Below are 22429 nucleotides of genomic sequence, written 5' to 3'. Positions count from 1 at the left end.
GTAATCCATATGTTATACAAAAAACTTCTTTGCTCCTGATATTCCCAGATCAGTCTTTAAAGGAAATTTCGCTGAATATATTTCATATATTTCTTTGATATATAGTATATAATCGTTAATTTTGCATATTCTCAAACATAAATGATTATGTGCAAAATAGATGATTTTATAGATGTGACAAGCCGGTACATCGCTGAATTGCTTGATTTGAGGGCGGACATCAGGCCGGTCGAAAAGGATGTCTTGCATACATTCCCAGCCAATATTACTGCCGGTTATACATTTTGTACGGCTAACTTGTTGGGGCATGACGTAGTTCTTCTGTATAGTGCAGACAGTTCTGCATATACTCCGGGGCAGATGCGGAAACAAAAAGAACTGGTTGAGCGAAAAGCCCAATGCCCGGTAATATTTGTATTGCGTACAGTGGCGGCCTATAATGTACGGCGTCTTGTCAGACATCGTGTAAATTTCATCATACCGCAAAAGCAAATGTTCATACCGGATTTGTTGATAGATTTGAAACCGCATAAAAATAATATCGGGGGCGGTGAAGAAACGCAGATTCCTGCAATTGCCCAATGCATAATCCTTTATCATCTTGAAGTAAAGTCTCTCGAAGGGAAAGGAACTTATGATATTGCAGATCTTTTCAACGTGTCGTATGCCAATGTAAACCGGGCGGTCAGATGGCTGAAAGATAAAGAAGTTATCGCTTTATCCGGCGGCAAGACAAAGAGTATGATATTTCAGTTCAAAAAGCGTGAATTATGGGACAGGATGTTGCCGTTCCTGGCGAACCCCATCGAGCGGATTGTATATACCGATAGTCTGCCTGATGAAGTATTTTGTATTAGTGGAGTAAATGCCTTGTCGGAATATTCAATGCTGAACAAGGAAAAAAATGACACTTATGCCATTGCAAAAGAAGAAGCTCGACGGTTGCAAATCCGGACAGACAAGGAATATGGCGAGACCCGCATAGAGATATGGCGTTACAATCCATGTTTTTTCTCAAAAAACGGCATTGTAGACAAATTGTCTTTATTTCTGGCCATGAAGGATATGGATGATGAACGCATTCAAATAGAATTGGAAACTATGATAAATAATATGATATGGTAAGAGGAATTGATAAATTCAGGGAGTTTTTCACCGGATATGAAGGAAACTATGTCATCATAGGTGGTACTGCCTGTGAAATGCATGAAGAAATATATGCACAAACTCCAAGGGCGACCAAGGACATAGACATTATACTGATTGTGGAGGCGCTGTCTTCGGATTTTGCTGCAAAATTCTGGGAGTTTGTAAAAACCGCAGGGTACAGACAAAGGAATAAGGGAACCGGGAACGGGGAATGCAGGCATGAATATTACAGGTTCAAGGAACCGGGAAATCCGGATTTCCCGTATCAGATAGAACTCTTTTCACGAAATATCGGGGTTGTCAAATTCCCGGACGATGCCCACATTACCCCCATTCCGGTTGATGATGACCTGTCAAGTCTGTCAGCCATTTTGATGGATGATGACTATTATAATTATACCATTGAACACAGCACGTTGGAGGAGGGCGTACATATTGCGAACATTGAAAGTCTTATCTGTCTGAAATGCAGGGCCTATTTAGAAATGACCGAGCGGAAAAACAATGGAGAACAAGTGGACAGCAAACATATCGTCAAGCACAAGAAAGATGTATTCCGGCTGGTTGCCATGCTTGCTCCTGCCGACACCTACGAAGTTCCTGATTCGCTTAAACAAGATGTTGACAGGTTTTGCCTGGCTGTCAAAGAAGAAGTGCCAAACTCTGATTTTTTCAAATCGGCAGGACTTAAAAGCATTTCCGGAGAACAGTTATTGGAACAACTTGAAGCCAATTTCATAACACAACAATGAGAATCCAATACGCATCCGACCTGCATCTCGAGTTTCGGGAGAACAGCAGTTTTTTGAAGCACAACCCGCTGGCTGTTGCCGGAGAAGTGCTTGTCCTTGCCGGAGATATAGGATATATCGGAGATGAGAACTACTCCAGACATCCGTTCTGGGACTGGGCTTCCGGAAATTACAGCCGGGTCATCGTGGTTCCCGGAAACCACGAGTTTTACAAGATGTTCGACATAGACAAGCTGTATAACGGCTGGTCGCTCAAAATCAGGGAAAACATCACCTGCCACTATAATGCCGTTATCCCATTGGGTAACGATATAGAATTGATCGCTACCACACTGTGGTCACATATCCTGTTGCAGGATGCCTATGAAACTGAGGCAGCCATCACAGATTTCCGCAGGATGCGTTACGGCAGCGAACCGCTGGACTGGACAAGGTTCAATGACGAACATTCGCGCTGTTTCCGTTTTCTGGAACAGAGCGTAAAACAAAGTACTGCCAGACATCTCATTGTCGCCACTCATCATGTACCGTCATTCGAACTGATGGCGCCGGAGTTCAAGGGCAGTCCGCTCAATGGGGCATTTACCGTGGAGCTTGGCGGTTTCATTGCAGACAGCCCGATTGAATACTGGATATATGGCCACTCGCACCGCAATATCAATAAGGTCATCGGAAACACCCGGTGCATATGCAACCAGTTGGGCTATGTGTTCAGTAACGAGCATACGTCATTCGATAAGGAAGCGCATATTTCGATTTAAGTCTGCCATACATAAATCCCGTCTGTCAGCCAAGGTCAATATCCGGCAAACAGACGGGTTATTATGTAACAAATTTATGGTTGACTATTGAAGTCGTGGCTTCACCAACTTCCCGTCGATACCGCATGTTTCCAGAACCGCGGTATTTTCTTTGTTGAAGGCGATCAGGCATGACGGCGCTCCGGCCGTACCACCCTGTTCCCCCGTAACATGGTAAAAACTGAGCCGTCCCTTGATAAAGAGTATTGAATCGGCGTTTGGGAATATCAGTTCGTGGAACAGGCGCGTGTCCGTGCGGGCAAAAGTGAGCGCGACGGCATTCCTGTGTTCGACACACCTGCGGATAAACCGGACAATCAGTGCAGTGTCATAGGGAGGATTGCAGAACACACGTCCGAACCAGGGTTGTTGCAGGCCGTCATCCTCAATGGTATAGTGATGTCGCGCCGTATCCCATGGGCGGTTTACGGGCGAACACGGATCCAAATCGAACGGCCCCAGCCTCCGAAGCAGGCAGGGAGGCGTGAGCCATTCGTTCTTTCCGGTAGAAGATTTCCCCTCGAAAGTTACATCCATGACAGCTTAGATTGTATCACCCGAGCCGATTTGGATATCGAACGGGTTGAGATCGAATTCATGGGTGATATTGGTATCATCCTGCTGTGACTCGAGACAATCCTCCGTGAAGATGCAACCTTTGAGCGTTACGGTCGTCGTTGTCCAGTCCTCGCCGGCCATCGGGTTGGCAAAGCTGATAATCAGGTCGAACTCGCCGATTTCGAGCAGCGAGCCGTACACCGAACGCAACAGCTGTTGCGTGGCATAGTCCATCGTGATGCTCGCCGTATAGGTAATGTTCCCGAACCCCCTCGACACCGGCCGTCCTCCCATGCCGTAGTTACTTTCGACCTTGCGCTTCTTCGACCATTTGATGGCCGACACGCCTTCAAGGGTCGTGGAACCTTCATCGATTCCCAGGGCGGTCGATGACAGGGTTATCATCGACCACGAGTATGCTACATTGTTGATTATTGCCATATGCTATGTCTTATTTGCGGTTAATGACAGTCCTTCCTCTACATAAATCTTCACGGCCACGCCCACCGGGACAAGGACATAGGAGATGCGCAGCGTGTCGTCCACCAACACGTTCTGGTTCGGGTCGATAGTGACGGCGTATCCTGAAATTTCCTGCGCCGCCTGCATCTTGGCCAGTATATCCCCGATGAGTGTCTTGAAAGCTGTAATCTTCGACGGGGCGAGGAACCCGGTTGAAGGATTGACCATCAGCGGTGAGTTCACATACGGCAGCAGGGCTGCACGCACGGCACGGCGGCTCTTGTTGATGGTGCGGTTCCGGGCAATGGTACGGAAATCCCCATGTGAGCATGTCTGGTCTTTCGAGATGTAGATCCCGTTCTCGCGGCCGGCATACTTGATGGGAAAAATATACCCCTTATCGTCGAGTTCGTCCAGCAGTGACGGGGAGAGTGACTCGTACCGGTTCAGGCTGAGGAAGTTCTCCTCTGCCTCGTCGAGGTTGATGTCCCCGAACCCCAACTCTATTTCCTGGAAATCGTCCGCGAAGAGATTGAACTGCTTGACCCATGCGATGGATTCGTGCACGTTGGCCTTTGCTATGGCTCCCATAACCGCTCCCAAAAATCCCACGGGCGTATGGTTCCTGTTGCACATCTGCATCGTGGAGATCTTTTCGTGATGCGCCTGGCCGAATATACAGCTGATACGGCTTGATTCACAGATGCATGAAGGTATTTTATTCAGGTCAATCTGACGCCCCTCAGTCGTATCCGCCCCCGTATTGGAAGGATTGGCGGAAAGGATGAGCGAGAGCGGCTGGTTCTGCTCCGCAAGCCCCACGGCCACGTCGTTGAGCCCCTTTACCAGATTGAGGTTGTATTGTTCCGATGCGCCGTTCGCTTTCCACAGCGGCTGTTCCGTCCATATGCCTATCTGGTTGATCATACCCCCGGCAGCACGCTGCATGATTTCCAGCGCATCCCAGTTCGCCGAACAGTCCGCGAACATCACGTAGAGTTTTCCTGAACCGCCCGGATTGCCGGACATGCGGAAAAATTCACGGATATGGTATGCCGGGATGCCGTGCAGGAAATTGACATTCATCTCCTCCTCGTCGGTTGCCTCCACACGTTCGATGATACCGAAGTCGTTCACGGCGGACTTGAACGAGGTGATGTAGCAGACATCGCCAGGCTTGAGCCTGGTCTCATTGGTTTTACCATACCCCTCCGTGAAAAGCGTCGGCTGGAGGGACACGTCGAACAGCAGTCCCGTCACCTTCTCGCCCGACGAGCCGGTATCGTAAGGAATATTGCCGTCCACATCCTTGATAAATACATTACCGAGTGCCATTATGATTTCTTTTTAAGTTCGTTGTAGAAAGGATTCCTGTAGAGTACGGCCTTGCCCCTGATGGCGGCCGCCGTGTCCGGCGCATAGGTTCCTCCGTGCGTGTCGATGTACAGCGACGGATATGCCGGGAACTTTTTCAACAGGGACAGGATGTGAGGCTCTGTCGTCTCCTCCGACCCTGCATTCCCTTTCCCCGCGGTCTTGGCCGGCAGCCTGTCTTCAGTCTCGCCGCCTGTCCCGAGGTTTTCCGATGCCGTTTCCGGAACGGGCACCGCCTGAGCCTCCGGTGCAGGAATATTATTGTTGTCTGTCTGCGGAGTTTCCTCCGTGTTGATTTTCTTTGCCATAACAGTAGAATGAAAATGGGGAACGGGGCCTTGCCTCCGCTCCCCGGGTGGATATTGAGAATGAAGAAAGGTGTGTTATTCGCTCTTCTTGTAGGCGGTATGGACCACGATCTCCGCCGGGCGGACGATGTTCACGTCCATTTTCATGCGCATCTGGAAAAAGAACAGCTCGGAGTTGGCCTGCAGACGGTCGATTTTCAGGATGTCCGTGTCGTTCGCGTAATCCACCCCCATCCACAGGTTGGAGTCCATGCCGGTGGAGAACTCGCCGAGCACCATCGTGTGTTCGGGGATTCCCACGACCGGGACGATGCGCTTGCCCTTGAAGCGATAGCGGTTGACCTCGGTATTCTCGGAATACTTGACCTGCTTGTCCGAGATATATTGGTCATACGCGTCCCAGGCGTCCCATCCGACCACAAAGGTCAGAGATGTCTTCTTTCGGATCTGCTTCGGACATTTCCTCCACATCGCATAGAGCGCCGCCTCCACCGCGGCCCCGTCCGTCAGCTCGGTCGTTCCCGAAATGATGCACTGCCCTCCGGCAACCACCTCGGCATCGGAGGAGTTCACATTGTCGAGGATCCGTTTGATGACCCCGTCAAAATATTTCTCCTTGTTGGCTCCGATTTTCGTGCAGCCTTCCGGTGCGGTAATCTTGGCCACCGTCTCTCCTCCGCGGGCGGAAGTCCAGATGGCGTTTCCGATATACTCGTTTTTCTTGTCCATAAGGAGACGGAGCATCGTCGCCTGGATTTTCGGGTCGAGCTCGCGGAACACGAGATTGCCTTCCGGCTGCGCGAAACGCCAGTACTTCTCGTAGTCCCTCGGGTTAAACTCGAGATAGACCATAAAATCGGACGGCTCAAGATGGCGTTCGGTGAACTGGTACTCGTTCGTGCCGTCATCGCCCTTGGCTCCGTGGATGGGTTGTGGGGTCGGCACGTTGTCCTGGATAATGTTGCCCAGCTTGATGGCAGGAAGCGTATAGCGGTGCTGGATGCCCGTCTTGATATGAATCAGTCCCTCGCGGACTGTATCATTGCCCTGCACGGTATAGGTCAGCAAGTCCTCAAGTACTTCGCCGCTATACCCGTTTTGAAGAAAGTTTACTGTATCAGCCATTGTCGTTTTAAGTTTTCCGTTGAAGAATGAAACTCGGCCGACTGGCGGATACCTGCTGTTTCCGCGCGAGACACTGCGGTCTCCGGCATGTCAGTTAAAATCGGGCGGACGCCCGCGGATAGTCTGTCAGAGCTTTCGGAACTTGAAATCCGCACCGACCACTTCCGCCACCTTCTCGGCCATCAGCTGTTCGGCGGTCTTTGTCGCTTCCGCCGTGGCCTGGATGTTGGCAGGGTCATCGGCGATTTCCTTCGAGATTTTCTCCCGCGCGGGAATGGAAGCCAGCGTGCTTTCCGCCAACTCGAAGTTGGAACCGGCCATCTCCACCCACTGCGTTTTCGCCTCACGGTCAATCTTGCCTTCTGCAATGGCATTCTCCACCAATGTCTCGATACGGGAAGCCTGCTCGTCCTTCTCTTTCTGCTCGTAGGCGGAAAGGCGTGCCGTCGCTGCGGCCAGGTCTGTCTGCAAGTTCCGGATGGAGGCGTCTTTTCCGGCGATGACGGTCTGCGCGTCGCTCAGTGATTTCTGTATTTCTCTGTATTTGGGTTCCATCGCGGCCAGTTCAGAGATACGTGCCATCACGTCCTTGACCTCACCGTCCTTCATGCCCAGCGAGGCTGCAATCGCCCCGTACTCAAAGCCTTGTGTCTTGTTTTCGTTTGCCATATCGTTTTCCGTTTCTGTAAGAGTAGGTTCAATGCCTTTGAAAGGTTTATTTCCCGCGCTGACACGGCTCATCAGTTCCTGGATGGCGGCCGTATCGGTCAATCCTTCTATCTCGTCATGCACTTTACGGCAAAGCTGCTTCGAGGTATGGATGACATGCTCCGCAGGTATGATGCCGGCCTTGACGGCAGCCTGTGCGTCGAAATAGGTCCCGTCCTTTCCTGCCTGTCCGTCCATGATGGCCCGCACATGCTCCGCTTTCAGGCCGAACCGTTTCCGGTAAATCGTCTCGATCTGTTTGGTAAAAGCCGTTACCATGTCCGACGGTTCCCCTCCGTCATCGTCCGGCAACATCGGGTTATGAATCATCAGTATGGCATAATCACGCATGAGAGAACGCTTGCCCGCCGCCCAGATGATGGAGGCCATCGATGCCGCGACCCCTTCGATGATACATTCCGTATCCACCGTGGCATTGGCGATGGTGGAATAGGTGGACATGCCGTAAAGGACACTGCCGCCCTCCGAGTTGATCAACACACGGATACAGGAGGGACGGATGATATTTTCCAAAAAGTCGAACTCGTCATTGAAACGTGAGGTCGTCTCTTCCGTCACGCGACCGAAGAAACGGATAACAGCCGGCTGGCCTGCCTTCGCCTCTCCGACGACATATTGAAGTGTGTTCATATCCATATGCAAGGGTTATTTGAACAAGAGTAGGCGGTGGGAAAAGAAAAGGTTTTGCACTGCTATTTATGGAAGTGGAAATATGAGAATCCATCCATTTATGGAAATGCGATTATCTTTACAGTATAATAGATTGTTCAAATTACAGACCGGTTGCAACTATTTGTATCAAGACCGGCATGCTGAACATTCTAAATTCAGCAAGTACAGAAAATGTATCATGAGTCTTGTATTATCTGCTGATTCATGTCTGTTTATACGCAGTGCGGATAAATCTCCTGCATGGATTTCAATTTTTCGATCCGGTATCCGAAAAACCAGATACTTCGTCATGTTCCGGACGCGGATGGAAGCCGTGTCCGCCGCTGTCATGTTGCGGCGCATCGCTGTGTTGGGTGAACGGGGGCATGACCACATACCTTTTTACCCAGTCCCTGTATTTCCACGCGGAAGATTCCCTGAACCATACCTCGTAGTCTATCCAGTACGCCTGCAACATATTGGTTGAAAGCGGCATGTCGAAATAGGTCAGGTTGCACCGCTCGCTCAGCGCCGGCTCATGGTTCTTGGCATCCTGTATGGCTACATTGAGCCGCTGGAAGACCAGAAACGCCTCGCATTCCTTGTCTTCGTCCGCATTGTTGAGCGTATTCAGGATAAACCGCACGCGCATGGTGGCGCGTCCCTCACCGATACGCTGTTGCTGTACCAGGTACCTCACGTTGATAAAGTGGATGAACACGGCAGGGAACACAGTCTCATACTCCGTGTTATCGTCACGAACAATGCGGGCGAACTGGCCGTTGTCGATAGCGACGGTTTTGAACAGGGGCGGCGACAACGGGTCGTCCGGATTCTCCCGCAGGGTCAGGACAGCCCGCTTAACGGCCCGGTATATCTCCACGAAAGGGTTCGCGGAAACTTCTTCAGGCAGGCTCTCCGCCGGTGCCGACGGTTGTGCGGGCTGTGGTGCGGGGTGTTTGTCTTTTATCATAGCGGCTGGTGTGGAAATCCTTTAAAAATCATATCTATGAAATGGACGGCGATATAGTCGTCCGTTTTCGGTGAGAATCCGATGAACTGCCGGTGTACGGGACGGCGCGTGGAATACTGGTTTACCGTGTACAGCCCGAACTTCGGATCGGTATTGTGTATGGCGGCATAATGCCCGTAACGCTCCTTGCTGCGTCCCCGCTTGCCCTTGACTGGAAAGCTCTTTTCCGTAGTCCACATGCAATACCTGGCGCCTTTCCGGAAGATGCGCGTACGGTCCGAACGCCGTCCCACTATGTCTGTCCGGCCGGCTTCCGACTGTATGCTCCGGGCCAGAGTCCCCGTATCGTTCATGAGAGGATGGGTGAACCTCTTTCCCCATTTGGAGGTACGAGGCGCCCATTTGCTACCGTTGAATCCCCCCGAAGCGAATGAGGACAGGAACTGCTGCCTGGTATAGTCACCGGCAGCAGTTGCGAAGTCGAATACGTTGAACTCTAGCCGGCTGGCCATGACGCGCGTACTGGTCCTGCTTACCCAGTGGCTGCAAAACTCATCAAGCGTTATCTTGGGCATAGGCGAACTTTCCTTTAATGCGTTTCACAATATCATTCATGTAACCCGGAAGCGGGACGGAGAAATAGCGGTGCGCATCGGAAAAGATACGCCCGCCGGTTGCCAGGCTCTCCCGGAAGACCGGATCCACCTTTTCCAGATAGTCTCCCTTATCCGGCAAAGCCGCCCGGACAGCGGCGAACCCCTCCGCGACCAGAAAGCAGCGGCATCCCCATTCGATCGGCGGTATCAGTTCCGGAGGAAACTCGGATTTGCGGAAGGAAATCCCTTCCAATGAAAGATGCCAGGCACGTACCCGTTCATCGCCTTGTGTCATGTAGGTAAGCACGGTATCCATATCCACCGCCATCCACCATGCGGCCATCGAGGCCGCGAAGAATACCTGGTTGTTCTCTTCCTCCGCATGGACGAGGTTATACCTGCGGCATATCTTTTCGTGTGCTTCCATGTCCTGTTCATCCGCTGTCTCGGGCAGTTCCCCGAGCATGGAATACTCCTCTGCCGCGGCAAAATCCACCAGGTTGTCTATGGCTGCAATCAGGATGTCACGCTGCTGCCGTTCCCTCTCTGTTGTAAAGGAGTTGTGATTTTTCAGTATCTCCAATGCCCGGTCCATGTCGATTCGCAGACCTGTCAGCGCACGGTCTATGAGGAAAGAGGCACGCAGGGTGATGATGTCCTCTATAATGTCGAGACGTTCCGCGCTGTTCTCCCAATAGAGGATCAGCCTGCGGAATGCATCGAAAATGACACGATACTCCTTTTCCGTATCGGATTCCGTGGTTGCAGATGCCCTGACAGCTCTGAACGGAGCGTTGTCCGGGAGCGGAAGACGGGCTTCTATTCCGCTCCCCGCAGAAAATTTCCGACCTTCGCCCCCCGGGGGCGTCCGTAACGCCGGAAATACTCCTCGTCCGACATGATGCCCCGGTCGTTGTGGCTGAGACCGGATGAGCCGCCTTCGGCTCCGAAACCTAATCCCGGGATAACATTGAGCTGCCGGCCCACATTGATACCGAACTCTTTCTCGATCTCATCGGCCGCCACTTCATATTTGTCCGTGATCAGCGAATAGAGCTTGATGCGGTCCTCGTTGCTCATCTCTATCCGGTTCGAATACCGGAACTCCAATCCTCCGGGGATATACCCGATAGCCACCAGGCGGGGGATTATCTCCTCGTTCATGATGTTTTCGATATACCGACGGTAGACTTCGATACGGTCGCGGAAAATGTCCTGGTGTGCTTTCGTGGAACCCACGTACGACTGCATCCCTCCGGCCATCGACTCGGAGCCGAGCACGAGGTTGGCAACTTCCTTGTTCACAAACTCGATAAGCCCGGTATATATCTTTTCCGAGTTGGACATGGTGAATGTCTTGATATCGACCTCGTCCTCAATGCCGGTAACCACCACCTTGTTCTGTGCCGCGTTGGCTATCTCGTTAGCCAGCCTCTTGCGGTCGGCGTTGCTCTCGCTGACCGTCTTTCCGTGGATAATCGGCTGTCCGTAAGTATGGGAAAAGTTCACATAGTTGGCCACCGTGAATTTCTTGGCCAGTATCAAAGGGGTCGTGGCGGAAAAAAGTCCCAAGTCGCCGGAGTTTACCAGTACATAACAACGGTAATATGCCGGGTCATGTAAATCCCAATGCGGCTCCCACAGTCCCTGCCGCTTCAGTACCGTTTTCTGGTCCGGTAACACATTACGCCGTTCGATGATGTTGACTTCCGCCAGCCTGCCCGTTCTGGGGTCAGTATGCGGCATGATTTCAAGCAGGGTGTACCCGTAGAGTTTGGATTCCACTATGCCCTTGATTATCTTGTCGAACTGCGAACCCTGTATCTTCAGGGAGTTCGCCACGTCCTTGATGTATTTTCCCTTTTCGTTTACACGGGCAAGCATATAGCGGTCGCCGAGAATCTGGCTTTCCAGTGTCTCGACAACGGAACGTATATGAGCGTCCTGTTGCAGGCAGGCTTCATACAGGTCAATGAGCCGGGCGCGGTCATCGAGAATATATCCCGAACCGGTATCCTGACGACATGAACGGTAGCGGTTGTTGCGCTCGATTTCGCGAACATACTCCTGAATTGTCTTTTTGGAGGTCTTAAAAATACTCTCCAAGAGTTCCCCGTTAAATGATTTGTCCGATGTAGCCATAATTTTTTTGTTTCTTGTTCAAAGAGTAGAGACAATCCTCAAGAGAGGTTTTTACGGCTAAAAGAATATATGGAGAACGGGACTCTTAATGCTTGATTTACAAACCGAAATATGCAACTTAAATATATAGATATTTCGGTTTTATTTGCGTTGTAAATATCTTATTATCAGTAATTAACAATTTATTAAAAGTGTAATTTATGTATATATTTATAGTGTATTTCATATTAAAAAGATATATCTTTGCACCACGTTAGATACAAATCCAAGAACAATGAAAAAGAGAACATGAAAGAAGAAAAGATTCCCTGCCGGATAATCCGGTACAGGGAGTTCCCCGATCTGCTTTTCGGAACGTTACGGGAAGACGGACCGGTCTATTTCGACGCGACACGCTTCATCCAGGCCAAAGGAGATGCACGCCGGCATAATGTCCGTGATTTCCGTGTCGCTTTCCATCACTGGGCAACGGCGTTGGCAGACGCCTACGGAATAGACAGGGAAAAGATGATCATCCGTGACGAGGCGTCGGGACACCTGTTAATTGATGAATGTCTGGCTCTATTATTTGTCGTTTACATCGATCCCGCGTTCGGTGTCTACCTTCTGGAGCGCGTGGACGAACTGCTGTCCGGTGGATTTACGGTTTCAGACACTTGGCTGGTACAGGCTGCCGGTCTTAGATTTACAAAGGAGGAATTAACGCAAATTTTAGAACAACATGAGACGCAGCACATTTAAACGACCCAAGATGGTGCTCATCTTCAACGGGGCACAGGTTCTTGTAGCGGTCACGCGCTCGCTGCACAGCGCGGCGGAATTGACAAAAGGCAACTTGCAGGCTATCTCATTCTGTTGCACGGGCAAGTATGTATGCAGCGGCGGACTCTATTTCAGGCATCTGCATCCGGATGTGGAAATCGAGCTGGCCGACCTCGGCACACTGATGCTGAAAGATTATGACGCCCTTTGCGGCGAGAAACGCACGTACTATCCGGTGCGCAAGATGGCACATAAGAGAGCCTTGCTTGAAAACAAACGTAAGTCTGATAACCAAAAGAAAGGAGGAAATACCTATGAGGGAAAATAGGAATGTTCCGTTCCGGGACTGGAACATAAGGGTTTCCCGGAACCATAACGGCCAGCTCCATATCTGCGCCGTGGATATATGCGATATACTCAAGCGGGACGAACTGCTTGAAAACGGCGCCATCGCCCGTGTTTGCCCGACGGCATTGAAAATCAGTTTCCGGAAAAACGGCAGGGAACAGTGGGGTTTCCGTCCCATCGATATGCGTCGGCTTTTACAACTGGTACGCAAGGAGACTATTATACCCCGTGACCTGCTTGATGAATTGGAAGTGTGGGGCAACAAGCTTCTGGAACTGGAAGCCGGGGAGCTGCACGCCGTCCCGCAGGACGACATCGTCATGCACTTCGAGGAAGGGTTCCCCGTCACGTTCCGGCGTGTCGGCGACAAGCTGATGGTCAACGCCACGCAGATCACGATGCACTTCGGGAAAATCCCGTCTGAATGGCTACGCATCGCTTCCACGGATATGCTCCGCAGGGAAATGGCCGGCAACGGACATACCGGGAAATACGAGTCGCAAGTCTTCACCACACGGGGGCGGGGGCACGGTGCGACCTGGTTGGAATCACCGCTTGTCATACCGTTGGCCAGATGGATCGCCCCTGACCTGTCTTTGGCGGAATGGTTGGGCGAGGCTATCGGCAAACTCTCCGTGAAACGAGGGAAGACAATCGTACGCGAACGCCCCAGGGTGGCGGCACCCGGTCTGCCCTGTATGGATTGTCCCATGCCGCAGGATATGGAATCGGCGACGAGACTGATTCTGGAACTGCGGAAGGTGGTGAGTGAATCCCTGCCGAAAATCGTATTCTACGAGGAGTTTATCGAGAACAGGGACTGGTTCAAGAGCACGCGCATCGCTGACGAACTCGGCATATCGCCGCGACAGTTGCACCAGTTCCTTGCCGAAGAGGGCATCTGCAAGTACGAGAAGCGGCAATGGGTGGTCTTTCCTTCCTGCCGGGCCTGGCAATGCGATGTGCCTTACACGTGGGAGAACAGCCGGGGCAAGGTATATACTTTCGGATCCACCAAACGATGGACACAGGCCGGACGGGAGTGTATCATAGAACTGTGGCGCAAGAGGAACCCTGAATACTGCCCACCGGGTGCATAGCGATGGAAACGGCATTACAGCGGATCATCCGCAAGACAGGAAGACGGCCGGTAGAGTGCCGTTGCCGTCTGTGCAGGCAGCAATGCCGGATACCGTGCCTCGGTACGCCGGAAGACATCCTCCGGTTGCTGAAAGCCGGATACAGGGAGCGTCTTGCACCCACTCGGTGGGCGGTAGGCCTGCTGTTGGGAAAAATCCCGTATATCGTGCCGATGGTACAGGCGAAACAGGAAGCAGGCGGGTGCACGTTCTTTCAGGACGGACTGTGTGAACTGCACGCGGCAGGGCTCAAGCCCACTGAAGGCAGGTTGTCGCACCATACCATCACCATGGAGAACCTGAAGTTCGGAATGTCGCTCTCGTGGAACGTGGCCAAAGAATGGCTGGACGAGCGGAACTTCGACACGATACGGGAGATTGTCCGGATAATGGGAAAATAGATGAGGGACGGTTTCATGAATGAAGTATCAGTATAACCGGTTGATTCCTCCTTTGCCGATTTCATGGAACCGCCTCTTATTAATTCATACCATTTGCAAACAGTTCGTATTAGTCGCGGCTATCCTTTATCAGGAAAACATTTAAACGCGAATGATATGAAACTGAAAAGCAGAATGACCGTCGGGGAGATGTCGGAACACCTGACGGAACATACCGGCAAGTTCGCCAACCGCGTATCCGTGGGGCGTTACGCCAAAAAACTGGGATACGCCGTGTATAAACCGATGATAAACGGCAGGATATGCCAGTTCTATGTCAATCCGTCGATTAAGGATGACGGGGAAGCGGAAACATTACGGACGAACGAACGCGAAAACGGACATGAAAGGGAATGACGACAAAAGGCAACACGTGATACCGTTTATGAAATGCTTCACCGGGCTGGTCGGCGCGTTCACCCCGGAAGAGGTCATCTTCATGCTGTACATGGCAGACCGTACACGCCTGCGTGAAAAAGGTTACGACACCTTGCGCAGCAAGCGGTACTACATGGAGAACATGGAGATGGGTTCGCGGATTTTCGACAAGTGCGTGGAAAAGACAACGCGTATGGGATTGCTTGAACGGGTGCCGGTCAGCGGGATGTACGATTACCTGTGGCACATGGATTCCTACAACCGGCTTGTAGGGATATTGGCGGAACTTGGAAATCCTTTTTCTACCAGGGCATTCTGTCATCGGATGTTCGATGTGGAAAAAAGGACCGTGGCATCCGTCTCTGACGAAGAGGTCAGCCAATGGAAAGAGAGACACCGAAAAGTTTGAGCGTATCTGTCCACGGAACGTAAATGAATAAAAACAGACGGCATCGTTGTGATTTGCCGTCTGTTTTTGTGTTTTTGCGACATAAAATCCGATAAAACCGGAAGGAGGTGGTAGCCGGGTACAATATTATCCGGGCAAACGACAGAATATGCTAAATATACTTATTCAGTTCTTCCACAAGAAGATGCACCGTTGTCGAAGATTCCGCTTGTGCCGGCGGTATTCCCTCCATTCGGCGCAATACGGCTTTTGCGTTCGTGATGGCCTGAGCCTGTTTACCGCCCAGCTCCCTGAAAACACGACCGCCTGTACCGGCTTCCTTGTTGTAGGAGAAGCCCAACAAGCCGGATAGCTTTGTTTCATATTGATTTCTGTGCATCGGGCCTTGTACCAGGTTATAGTGCAGCAAGAACCAATACTCGAAAGCCTGGTTGCTGTATGCCACCCTCATGCCACCGGCTTCCGCCATACCGATAGCCCGGTTGAAATCCCGATCGGGAAAGTCATCCTTGTCAAATACCACCCAGCACTGGTCATACTCGCGTCCTTTCTTCCGCTCTTCTTCTTTCATCCGTAAAGCCTTTTGGACAAGACCTACCGTATTGAGTCCCTGGCCTACCGCTTTAATATTGGCGGAGGTCAGGCGAAACGCATTGAAATAATCCGGTTCCGTATTTACCCCCTCGCAGATGATCAGGAAGGATTGTTTGACCTCACGGACAAAACTGATACGCCTGAGTGTCCGTGCCGCGCGTGGATCACGCTTGTTCGTCCGTGCTGCCATATTCTTCCTCCCTCAGGTCAAATAACCGTTCAAACTGGCCGATGACAGGGATACCGCCATATTTCCCCATCAGGTACTCCTTTTCGAAAGGTGCACTGTTGCGAACCTTGTATTCCGCCAACGAATAGAGTTCCGAGGCTCCAAACGAATCTTTCTGTGTAAACCAGATCTGATCCCTGCGGAACAGGCTTGCATTAAGCAGGTTGGTGTCATGTGTCGTGAAAATCAACTGTGCATTCCTGGGATTTGTCACTCTGGAATTGAACAGCCCGATGATGCGACTGGTCAACAGAGGGTGCATTTTCGAGTCGAACTCGTCGACAACCAGCCTTTTGCCATGATCCAACGCGTCGATTATAGGATAAGCCAGCGAGAAGTATTTGATCGTACCCTCCGACTCGTTTACGCGGAACGGGAAAGTGACCGTCTTCGTGGCGTTGCCCTCCTCGTCATATTGCTGGTGTGAACTGATGACTGTATTGTCAACCTTGCGTATGTCGTCGATTCCGAAGTCTGCAAACCGGGCAAACTCCACAATACGCCTTTTCATGGACGGATCATCGATCTGGGCTATCGCCATTTCCCAAATCCGCTCGTCGCTGCTGCCAAGAACAATCGTGGTGTTGGCCAACCATCCCATGATTTCCACCGAGACGCTTTCGTTGAACTGTGCTGCCACGGAAAGAAGCAGCGCATTGTCGCGCACCATTTTTTTGGCGACAACCTCTTTGCCGACCGAAAATTTGGGATGCAGTTCATACTCATCGCCGTCACGCAGGAACAGTTCCACCTCCTTTGCCTTGCGCTTGTTGCCCTTTTGATAAAGCCACTCCCGGTGTACACGTTTTTCATCGACTTCAAACCCATAGCGGTATTGGACCGTTTCGTCGGCAAAGACCGCCTCAAAATAACTGGGCTCCTGTTCCGTCCTCCGGTTGAGACGGAAACTTTCCACCCGTATGCTTTCGCCGGACTGCACGCCTTTGGAGGAATTGATGACAAACCATTTGAAGAAATCGAGCGCTTTGACTAGATTCGATTTCCCGCTGGCATTGGCCCCGTAGATGACCGCACTCTTCAGCAAAGAGAGGTTCGTACCTTCAAGCTCAAAAACAATCTCATCGGACCGGGTCTGTTTTTCTTTCAGCGCGGAAGCAGCCAAAGACAAGGTCGCCGGCTCCTTGAACGAAAGGAAATTTTCGACTGTGAACTGAATAATCATATTATATCGCAGTTATATGTAAATTTTATGCAAATATAGGGGATATTTTTCATATATAGATGTTTTATCGGATCTCTTTTTGCGGTTATTTTCCTGCACGTGAAAATCAGACCGTTTTCGTTCTTGCAATGCTGCCCTGCAAAAGGCGACTGCAATTTTCCGAAGCGGCAACATCGGCTTGCGATTCATGCTCCCGATAGTGGAATTTGGGTGGAAAGACGCGAAATTCGCCACATCTTTCCCCTCAATGTGGTACAAATGTACCGTGTATCTGACAGGAGGGGTGTTACAAATGTAGCAACAATACTATAAGTAGTATTATACAAGAAGAAAGAAGAAAGATGTACTTTTTTCTTTGACGCAAAGAAAAAAGATACCAAAAAAGAAACAAATCATGACAGACGGCACGCCGTCTGTTTTTTTGTTTTTTTGAATCGGAAAGTGTTGAAAACGGATAAGATGAGGATTAAAGGACCACTTCCTCCCCAGATACAAGAGAGAGAAACAGAACGAATACCTTATACCGTCACCCTCTTACCGTCTGGCATCCTTGTCGCGGTTCAGCCTTACGACAGAGCGCACGCAGTCACGTACCAGTTCGGCATCCCTCCGCTCCATGAAATAGTTCCCGCATTCCAACCGTTTCCTGTCCGCCGGCCTGTTGTTGTCCCTGCATTCACGGATTTCCAGTATGTCATTCAGGTAATAGTACTTGTCACCGCGTCTGACACGTGTTGCCAGCCGTTCGAGTTCCTTCAGCCGTCCGTTCCATGCAAGCCCTTTCTGGCGTAGAGCATCGGAAAGCCTGCTACGGCCACTGGTTCCGATAGGCAGTATCTGGAGATTCACCGCGTACCCGACTGTTTCATGCAGGGAATAGCGCAGGCTCCCGTCTTCGTCCAGCAGGCAATACAGCACAACACGTCCTTTTGCGTCGATTTCCTTGAAAGCCCCCAGTATTACATGCTCATCCAGGATACTGAGTTTTACCAACTGTCCGTCTTTGGGAGCATAGAGAGATTCCGAACATACACCCCGGCGCTTGTCCCATGCAAGATGGCCTTCGTTCAGCAGGCGTTGGAGGGCAATCTTTTGCTCTGCGCTCGCTTCCCGGCAATCATTCAGAAACATGACCGCGTCATCGGTAACGAGTTCTTTGCCCGCAGTCATCCTTACCGGAACCGACACGCAATTACCCGTGACATCTCCCACAAGTCCGGTTTCCGATGTCCCACCGTTGAAGACGACCATTCCCTTGCGAATGGACGACCCACCCGTGCTGTCTTTCGGAATACTCCCGATTTTCTTCTTATGATATGATTCCATTCTTTCGATTCTTTATCCAGATATTTCCTGTAACAGCAAAATGCCATACTTCATACATAAGTGGATACAATACGGCAAATATACGTATAATTCACCAAAAAGGCAGGTAACTGAACCCCATTTCTTCTGCATTTCCACGGTTTCCTGTATAAAGTCACAAAAACCGTACAAATAAGTCGGAATCCATGTGGATAGCTTCGTTCTGTATATTCTATATGATTAAGGAACAAAACATTACAAGATTGTCCGATTGTGAAAAGCATATCCGAACATACTGAATGACAGGAATACACATCCTCCTTTTCCGTCGTCCAATCCGGTTAAGAACAGTCAATATACCGACGTGTCTCTATATATTTTTTGATACGTTTTCAGCGTATCTAAAAAACAGCTTCAAGCCGGAACCCGGAAATCGTGCAGAAAGTCTGTACACCCGTGAAAATTGAAAGGACAGGCATCCACAAATGAGAATATTTCAAAAATATGGGACATGGTGAACACCAGCACCTTAAGCAACCATGATAAATACAAGTACTTTACTGTATATTTTTTGATACCTGCTTACAGTTTCAATCCGAAAGCCGCATTTTGAGCCGTTTTGGAAAACCGGACTTGAAAAAACGGCCCGAGGACAGAGACCGAATCCGCACCCGAGGGTACACCCTCCCCAATCTTTTTATTTTTATTACACCATTGAATATCAATAATTTATTAGGTTTACTTTTGTATAAAGTAAGCCTAAAAACGTCTTTTACATTATCTTTGCTTACAAATTGAAAGTAAAAAAATCTTTTCAGTCCTATTTTATCCATTTTAAGCAGCTAATAATCTGATAATCAATAGACAAAACTGATTTTGATTTTATACATACGTTGAAACGGGGCTTTTTTGATTTTTGCAAAGGAAAAATTTTTTTCAAAGAAAATCATTTTTTCTATTTTATTGATATTCAACTATTTACAAATTCACTTCGCGCGCGTGCGTTCCATATTCGCAAAAAGGCTGTTTTTGGAACGTTCCAAATTTTTTTTCTCAAAAAGTTTTGCAGTTCTGAAAAACGGTTTTATAATAGTCATGTACTCGAAAGCCAAACAAACGGCAAACAAGTACGGAGAAAAACGAATAAAAAAATAGATAGTAAAAAACAGAATTAAAAAACAGAAAAGCAAAGACCGCCGAGAGCGAGAAACAAAAAGCCCTTTTTGTGGGAAACCTATTTTTGAGGCTTGGAAAATCAAAAATTCGCCTGTTCGCTTTGGAGCGATTAAATAGGGTGTTAAATAACCACACCGAGCAGGACTACAGACCAATGTAGCAAGTTGGAACGGCTAAAAACGTGTTTTTAGTCCGCATACGCAAAGCACGCAAATTTGGGAGTGCGAGAGTTGTATGGAAAAAGGACGTGTAAGAATAATGCCATAATTGCGCCCTTGTGCGCTCGGAATAAAATGCACGATAGCGGTAAAAACTATCCGCATAGAGGACGCTGGTAAATGTATATGCCAATGCTATACCCAATACCCAGCTCGGTGGTAACGCCTAAATGCCTCACCTTACAGTTAGCTGCCGGATTGGGAAAGATCCGGGACGTGCCAGAGAAGCGTCTTGCCGAAATTGGAGTAAAGCAGCGCAGAGCCACGACACGAGTGATGCGTGAGTAAGCCGATACACGATATGCCGAAAATGCGCTCATTTGGATAGCCTGCTATGGGGTACGTTTTAAGTGCGACAAAGTTACGAAAAATTTTGCCGTGCAGGGTGAAATGCACGGCAAATTTTTGGGCGCGTGGCAGGAAATGCCACACTTTGCGCTATGGTGCAGAGTTCGGGGTTCGACTCCCCGAGTGCCCGCAATGCGTGATTTTGCGCAGTGTTTCTAAAATTTTATCATTATGGCAACTTCTAAATTGAACAAGGAACAGTATGCAAACATCGGTTCGTTTGCAGGTATCATGTTGGTTTACAACTCTACCAACAAGGACGGTGAACTCGTGCAGACGGCACAGCACTTTTTCGGTGCGGACTTTGAGCCTGCCGACAAGTCGGACAACGAGATTTTCCGTGTGATTAAAAACATGGTCGCAACTATGTGGCACACCATTGCGGAGGAAAAGAAACTGCGTGCCGATGCCGACGGCATACGCTCGAAATTCCGTGCCACAACCCCTGCGGAAATCATCATCTGCGAGAAGTCGGGAAATCGTATCAAGAAGTACGACCTTACCGACAGCGTTTGGGCGCGTATCGGTCTTGTGCCGACCAAAGTAGACCTCGAGAAGTCAAACCGTGATTTCCAAAAGACAATCCATGCCGCTGCAAAGGCTATCCGCAACGCCATGAATTTCGCCCCGAACCTCGCCAACCTCGAAAAGCCTGCCGAGAAAACGACCAAGACCGGCAAGGCTGAAAAGGTGGCGGAACAGCCTGCCGGAACGGTTGCCGATGAAAGCAAAAAGGCGGCATAAGGGCAACGGAGTAACTGAAACCTGCCCGAAAAAGGCAAAAGGACGGCAGGCAGCCCGCTGAACGTGTGGGACTGCCTGCCCTTTTCGTATCTGCCGTCGTAAGTGCGTGTTCTTGTGGCGTATGCCAAGAATACGCGCTTTTCATTTCGGGCGAAAGCAACTGTAACGTGATAGGCGAAAAGAATTTCCCGGCAAAAAACGGTGCCGGGACTGTACCTCCGCCGCAGGACGGGGAGTACACCGTGGACGACCTGAAGACCGCTCTGGAAGAGTCCGAGCGGTCGCTGCATGATGCCGTCTTCATAGCCCGCCAAGTGTGGGAGAAGGACTGCGATGCCGTGAAGTTCGACATCGACGACCTTGTGCAGATAGAATCGGCATTGCAGGAGATATGCAACATCACCGCCGGAATTGACAGCGGGGACGATGGCGAGTAACATGACGCGCATACGTGCTGCGGAAACTGCGGGGCGTGCGCGCTTTTTCGGGCATTGATATACACTGTGTCAGGATTGCACCCTGAAATGCCCGCACTTTTCTAAAATTCCCTCCGATATGACTTCCTTGCGCCGTGAGGCGTTGTGCCTACCTTGTATATAACACGGTTAAGCACGGTCTGGCGTTCTGCGGAACCGCCTGCCGTGCTTCCGCTGTTATCCTATGCGGGGAAGCGGAGAACGGATGTGCCAATAATAAAACGAATAAATATGATAGAAGTGTTTGACGCAAAGCGCACCCGCAGTTACGGGTGCTTTGCCAGTTTCAAGGCTGCCACCGATACGCTTGACAGCCTTGCCGCGACGGGACAGCTCGGAAGTGTGCCCGCTGTCAGCGTGGCGGCGTATTGCAGCGGCGTGTTACAACGGGAATATGAAGCGGTGTTTGTCGGTGGGAAATGGCGTGTGCCGAAATCTCCGAAAAGGCGGATGCCGGAAACGAGACCTGCCCGTGGGAGACGTCGGCGGAAATGGTGCAAGGAGTACGCTACGGCGGAGCTGATGTTCCGAGAAGGGTTTCCCGACCATTTGAACCGCAGTTATCCGCTCTCGGCGGACAGCCTGAGACGGTGCAACCGGAAATGCAGAATTTATATGCAATAATAAAAACGCAATGAGTATGAAAACATTAGCAGACGTGAAACGGAAAATGACGCTTGGCTCGAAGTGGCGGTGTGTCCGGCTGTTCGAGGGCGGAAAAGACCTCGGCGTGCGTGAGGTCGGGAAAGTGCAGGGTAATGCCGTGGCATTCCTCAAACCCGACGGGAAACTCTCGTGGCTATGGTGGCCAAAGGCAAAGGACGTGCAGGTGGAAGAAAACGCCTTCACCGTGCTCCAGAACGGAGTGCCCAAGCTCAAGTACATCTATGCCGGATAGGTGTTCCGGAAAAAATCATGCAAAATAATATGAATTAATAATCCCTATGTTTACAATCAGGGTAAGCCGCGATGATAGCGGATAAATGAAAAAGCTATCGAGATTTTGGTTAGATTAAAGCTGCAAAACCTTTACTAACTAAAACGACGATAGCCATGAGAGA

Annotated in this window: 25 protein-coding genes; 12 read left to right on the top strand and 13 right to left on the bottom strand. The window is 50.2% G+C overall.

Translation table 11 applies throughout. From position 1 onward, the window contains the following. The first annotated feature begins 147 nt into the window (after window positions 1–147). Genes KB554_RS04770 through KB554_RS04760 form a run of 3 tightly spaced genes read left to right on the top strand, consistent with a single transcriptional unit; the run spans window position 148 to window position 2662 of the window. On the top strand, window positions 148–1125 hold the full coding sequence (locus tag KB554_RS04770; RefSeq protein ID WP_004303975.1) for a hypothetical protein: 978 nt from the start codon (window positions 148–150) through the stop codon (window positions 1123–1125). After that, the gene (locus tag KB554_RS04765; RefSeq protein WP_004303974.1) at window positions 1119–1901 is read left to right on the top strand and encodes a hypothetical protein; all 783 of its coding nucleotides are present in this window, start codon (window positions 1119–1121) and stop codon (window positions 1899–1901) included. Before KB554_RS04770 ends, KB554_RS04765 begins: the two co-directional genes overlap by 7 nt. Next, on the top strand, window positions 1898–2662 hold the full coding sequence (locus KB554_RS04760; protein ID WP_004293601.1) for a metallophosphoesterase: 765 nt from the start codon (window positions 1898–1900) through the stop codon (window positions 2660–2662). The genes KB554_RS04765 and KB554_RS04760 overlap by 4 nt, the downstream gene beginning before the upstream one ends. An 84-nt stretch (window positions 2663–2746) precedes the next feature. Here KB554_RS04760 and KB554_RS04755 read toward each other — a convergent pair whose 3' ends face one another. From KB554_RS04755 to KB554_RS04710, 10 genes are all read right to left on the bottom strand, one after another. Then, window positions 2747–3238, bottom strand: coding sequence for a DNA N-6-adenine-methyltransferase (locus tag KB554_RS04755; RefSeq protein ID WP_004293602.1), 492 nt, complete (start codon window positions 3236–3238; stop codon window positions 2747–2749). Window positions 3239–3244: 6 nt separating this feature from the next. Beyond that, a complete protein-coding gene (locus KB554_RS04750) occupies window positions 3245–3700 on the bottom strand; it encodes a hypothetical protein (RefSeq protein ID WP_004293603.1) in 456 nt (151 codons plus the stop codon). A 3-nt stretch (window positions 3701–3703) separates the two neighbouring features. Further along, window positions 3704–5056: a DUF2586 family protein gene (locus KB554_RS04745; protein WP_004303973.1), complete on the bottom strand. Its 1353-nt coding sequence runs from the start codon at window positions 5054–5056 to the stop codon at window positions 3704–3706. Next, window positions 5056–5403 carry a hypothetical protein gene (locus tag KB554_RS04740; RefSeq protein ID WP_004293605.1) on the bottom strand — a complete coding sequence of 116 codons (348 nt, stop codon included), beginning with the start codon at window positions 5401–5403 and terminating at the stop codon, window positions 5056–5058. The genes KB554_RS04745 and KB554_RS04740 overlap by 1 nt, the downstream gene beginning before the upstream one ends. 75 nt (window positions 5404–5478) lie before the next feature. Further along, complete coding sequence (locus KB554_RS04735; RefSeq protein ID WP_004293606.1) at window positions 5479–6528, bottom strand: hypothetical protein; 1050 nt, start codon at window positions 6526–6528, stop codon at window positions 5479–5481. A gap of 126 nt (window positions 6529–6654) precedes the next feature. Further along, entirely contained in the window at window positions 6655–7893 is a 1239-nt protein-coding gene (locus tag KB554_RS04730) for a Clp protease ClpP (RefSeq protein WP_004293607.1), read from the bottom strand. 283 nt (window positions 7894–8176) lie between these two features. Continuing rightward, window positions 8177–8881 (bottom strand): hypothetical protein, encoded by a 705-nt coding sequence (locus KB554_RS04725; protein ID WP_004303972.1) that lies wholly within the window; start codon window positions 8879–8881, stop codon window positions 8177–8179. Then, window positions 8878–9456 carry a hypothetical protein gene (locus KB554_RS13410; protein ID WP_004303971.1) on the bottom strand — a complete coding sequence of 193 codons (579 nt, stop codon included), beginning with the start codon at window positions 9454–9456 and terminating at the stop codon, window positions 8878–8880. The genes KB554_RS04725 and KB554_RS13410 overlap by 4 nt, the downstream gene beginning before the upstream one ends. Then, a complete protein-coding gene (locus KB554_RS04715) occupies window positions 9437–10072 on the bottom strand; it encodes a phage minor head protein (RefSeq protein ID WP_004303970.1) in 636 nt (211 codons plus the stop codon). The genes KB554_RS13410 and KB554_RS04715 overlap by 20 nt, the downstream gene beginning before the upstream one ends. A gap of 224 nt (window positions 10073–10296) precedes the next feature. After that, the gene (locus tag KB554_RS04710; protein ID WP_004303969.1) at window positions 10297–11619 is read right to left on the bottom strand and encodes a DUF935 family protein; all 1323 of its coding nucleotides are present in this window, start codon (window positions 11617–11619) and stop codon (window positions 10297–10299) included. 288 nt (window positions 11620–11907) lie between these two features. Here KB554_RS04710 and KB554_RS04705 point away from each other — a divergent pair, with 288 nt between their 5' ends. The 5 genes from KB554_RS04705 to KB554_RS04680 all read left to right on the top strand — a co-directional run bounded on the left by KB554_RS04705 (window position 11908) and on the right by KB554_RS04680 (window position 15095). After that, the gene (locus KB554_RS04705; protein WP_004293612.1) at window positions 11908–12360 is read left to right on the top strand and encodes a hypothetical protein; all 453 of its coding nucleotides are present in this window, start codon (window positions 11908–11910) and stop codon (window positions 12358–12360) included. Between the two features lie 10 nt (window positions 12361–12370). Further along, on the top strand, window positions 12371–12709 hold the full coding sequence (locus KB554_RS04700) for a hypothetical protein (protein WP_004303967.1): 339 nt from the start codon (window positions 12371–12373) through the stop codon (window positions 12707–12709). Next, window positions 12696–13829 (top strand): phage antirepressor KilAC domain-containing protein, encoded by a 1134-nt coding sequence (locus KB554_RS04695; RefSeq protein ID WP_004303966.1) that lies wholly within the window; start codon window positions 12696–12698, stop codon window positions 13827–13829. Before KB554_RS04700 ends, KB554_RS04695 begins: the two co-directional genes overlap by 14 nt. A gap of 596 nt (window positions 13830–14425) precedes the next feature. Next, window positions 14426–14665, top strand: a complete 240-nt coding sequence (locus KB554_RS04685) for a hypothetical protein (RefSeq protein ID WP_004293616.1) — start codon at window positions 14426–14428, stop codon at window positions 14663–14665. Next, window positions 14652–15095, top strand: a complete 444-nt coding sequence (locus tag KB554_RS04680) for a hypothetical protein (RefSeq protein ID WP_004293617.1) — start codon at window positions 14652–14654, stop codon at window positions 15093–15095. Before KB554_RS04685 ends, KB554_RS04680 begins: the two co-directional genes overlap by 14 nt. 151 nt (window positions 15096–15246) lie before the next feature. Here KB554_RS04680 and KB554_RS04675 read toward each other — a convergent pair whose 3' ends face one another. The 3 genes from KB554_RS04675 to KB554_RS04665 form a co-directional block, all read right to left on the bottom strand. Further along, window positions 15247–15879 carry an RloB family protein gene (locus tag KB554_RS04675; protein ID WP_004293618.1) on the bottom strand — a complete coding sequence of 211 codons (633 nt, stop codon included), beginning with the start codon at window positions 15877–15879 and terminating at the stop codon, window positions 15247–15249. Further along, a complete protein-coding gene (locus KB554_RS04670) occupies window positions 15854–17101 on the bottom strand; it encodes an ATP-binding protein (protein ID WP_004293619.1) in 1248 nt (415 codons plus the stop codon). Before KB554_RS04670 ends, KB554_RS04675 begins: the two co-directional genes overlap by 26 nt. 534 nt (window positions 17102–17635) lie before the next feature. Continuing rightward, the gene (locus KB554_RS04665; protein ID WP_004303962.1) at window positions 17636–18427 is read right to left on the bottom strand and encodes a hypothetical protein; all 792 of its coding nucleotides are present in this window, start codon (window positions 18425–18427) and stop codon (window positions 17636–17638) included. A gap of 1892 nt (window positions 18428–20319) precedes the next feature. Between KB554_RS04665 and KB554_RS04660 the strand changes: the two genes are divergently transcribed. From KB554_RS04660 to KB554_RS04645, 4 genes are all read left to right on the top strand, one after another. After that, window positions 20320–20892, top strand: a complete 573-nt coding sequence (locus KB554_RS04660; protein ID WP_004303961.1) for a hypothetical protein — start codon at window positions 20320–20322, stop codon at window positions 20890–20892. Between the two features lie 167 nt (window positions 20893–21059). Then, a complete protein-coding gene (locus tag KB554_RS04655) occupies window positions 21060–21329 on the top strand; it encodes a hypothetical protein (RefSeq protein ID WP_008143004.1) in 270 nt (89 codons plus the stop codon). A 270-nt stretch (window positions 21330–21599) separates the two neighbouring features. After that, window positions 21600–21992 carry a hypothetical protein gene (locus KB554_RS04650; protein ID WP_004303960.1) on the top strand — a complete coding sequence of 131 codons (393 nt, stop codon included), beginning with the start codon at window positions 21600–21602 and terminating at the stop codon, window positions 21990–21992. Window positions 21993–22008: 16 nt separating this feature from the next. Continuing rightward, a complete protein-coding gene (locus KB554_RS04645; RefSeq protein WP_004303959.1) occupies window positions 22009–22266 on the top strand; it encodes a hypothetical protein in 258 nt (85 codons plus the stop codon). Window positions 22267–22429 lie beyond the last annotated feature (163 nt).

The organism is Alistipes sp. Marseille-P2263, assembly GCF_018101075.1.
Lineage (GTDB): Bacteria > Bacteroidota > Bacteroidia > Bacteroidales > Rikenellaceae > Alistipes > Alistipes dispar.
This window is presented reverse-complemented; position numbering and strand designations above follow the sequence as displayed.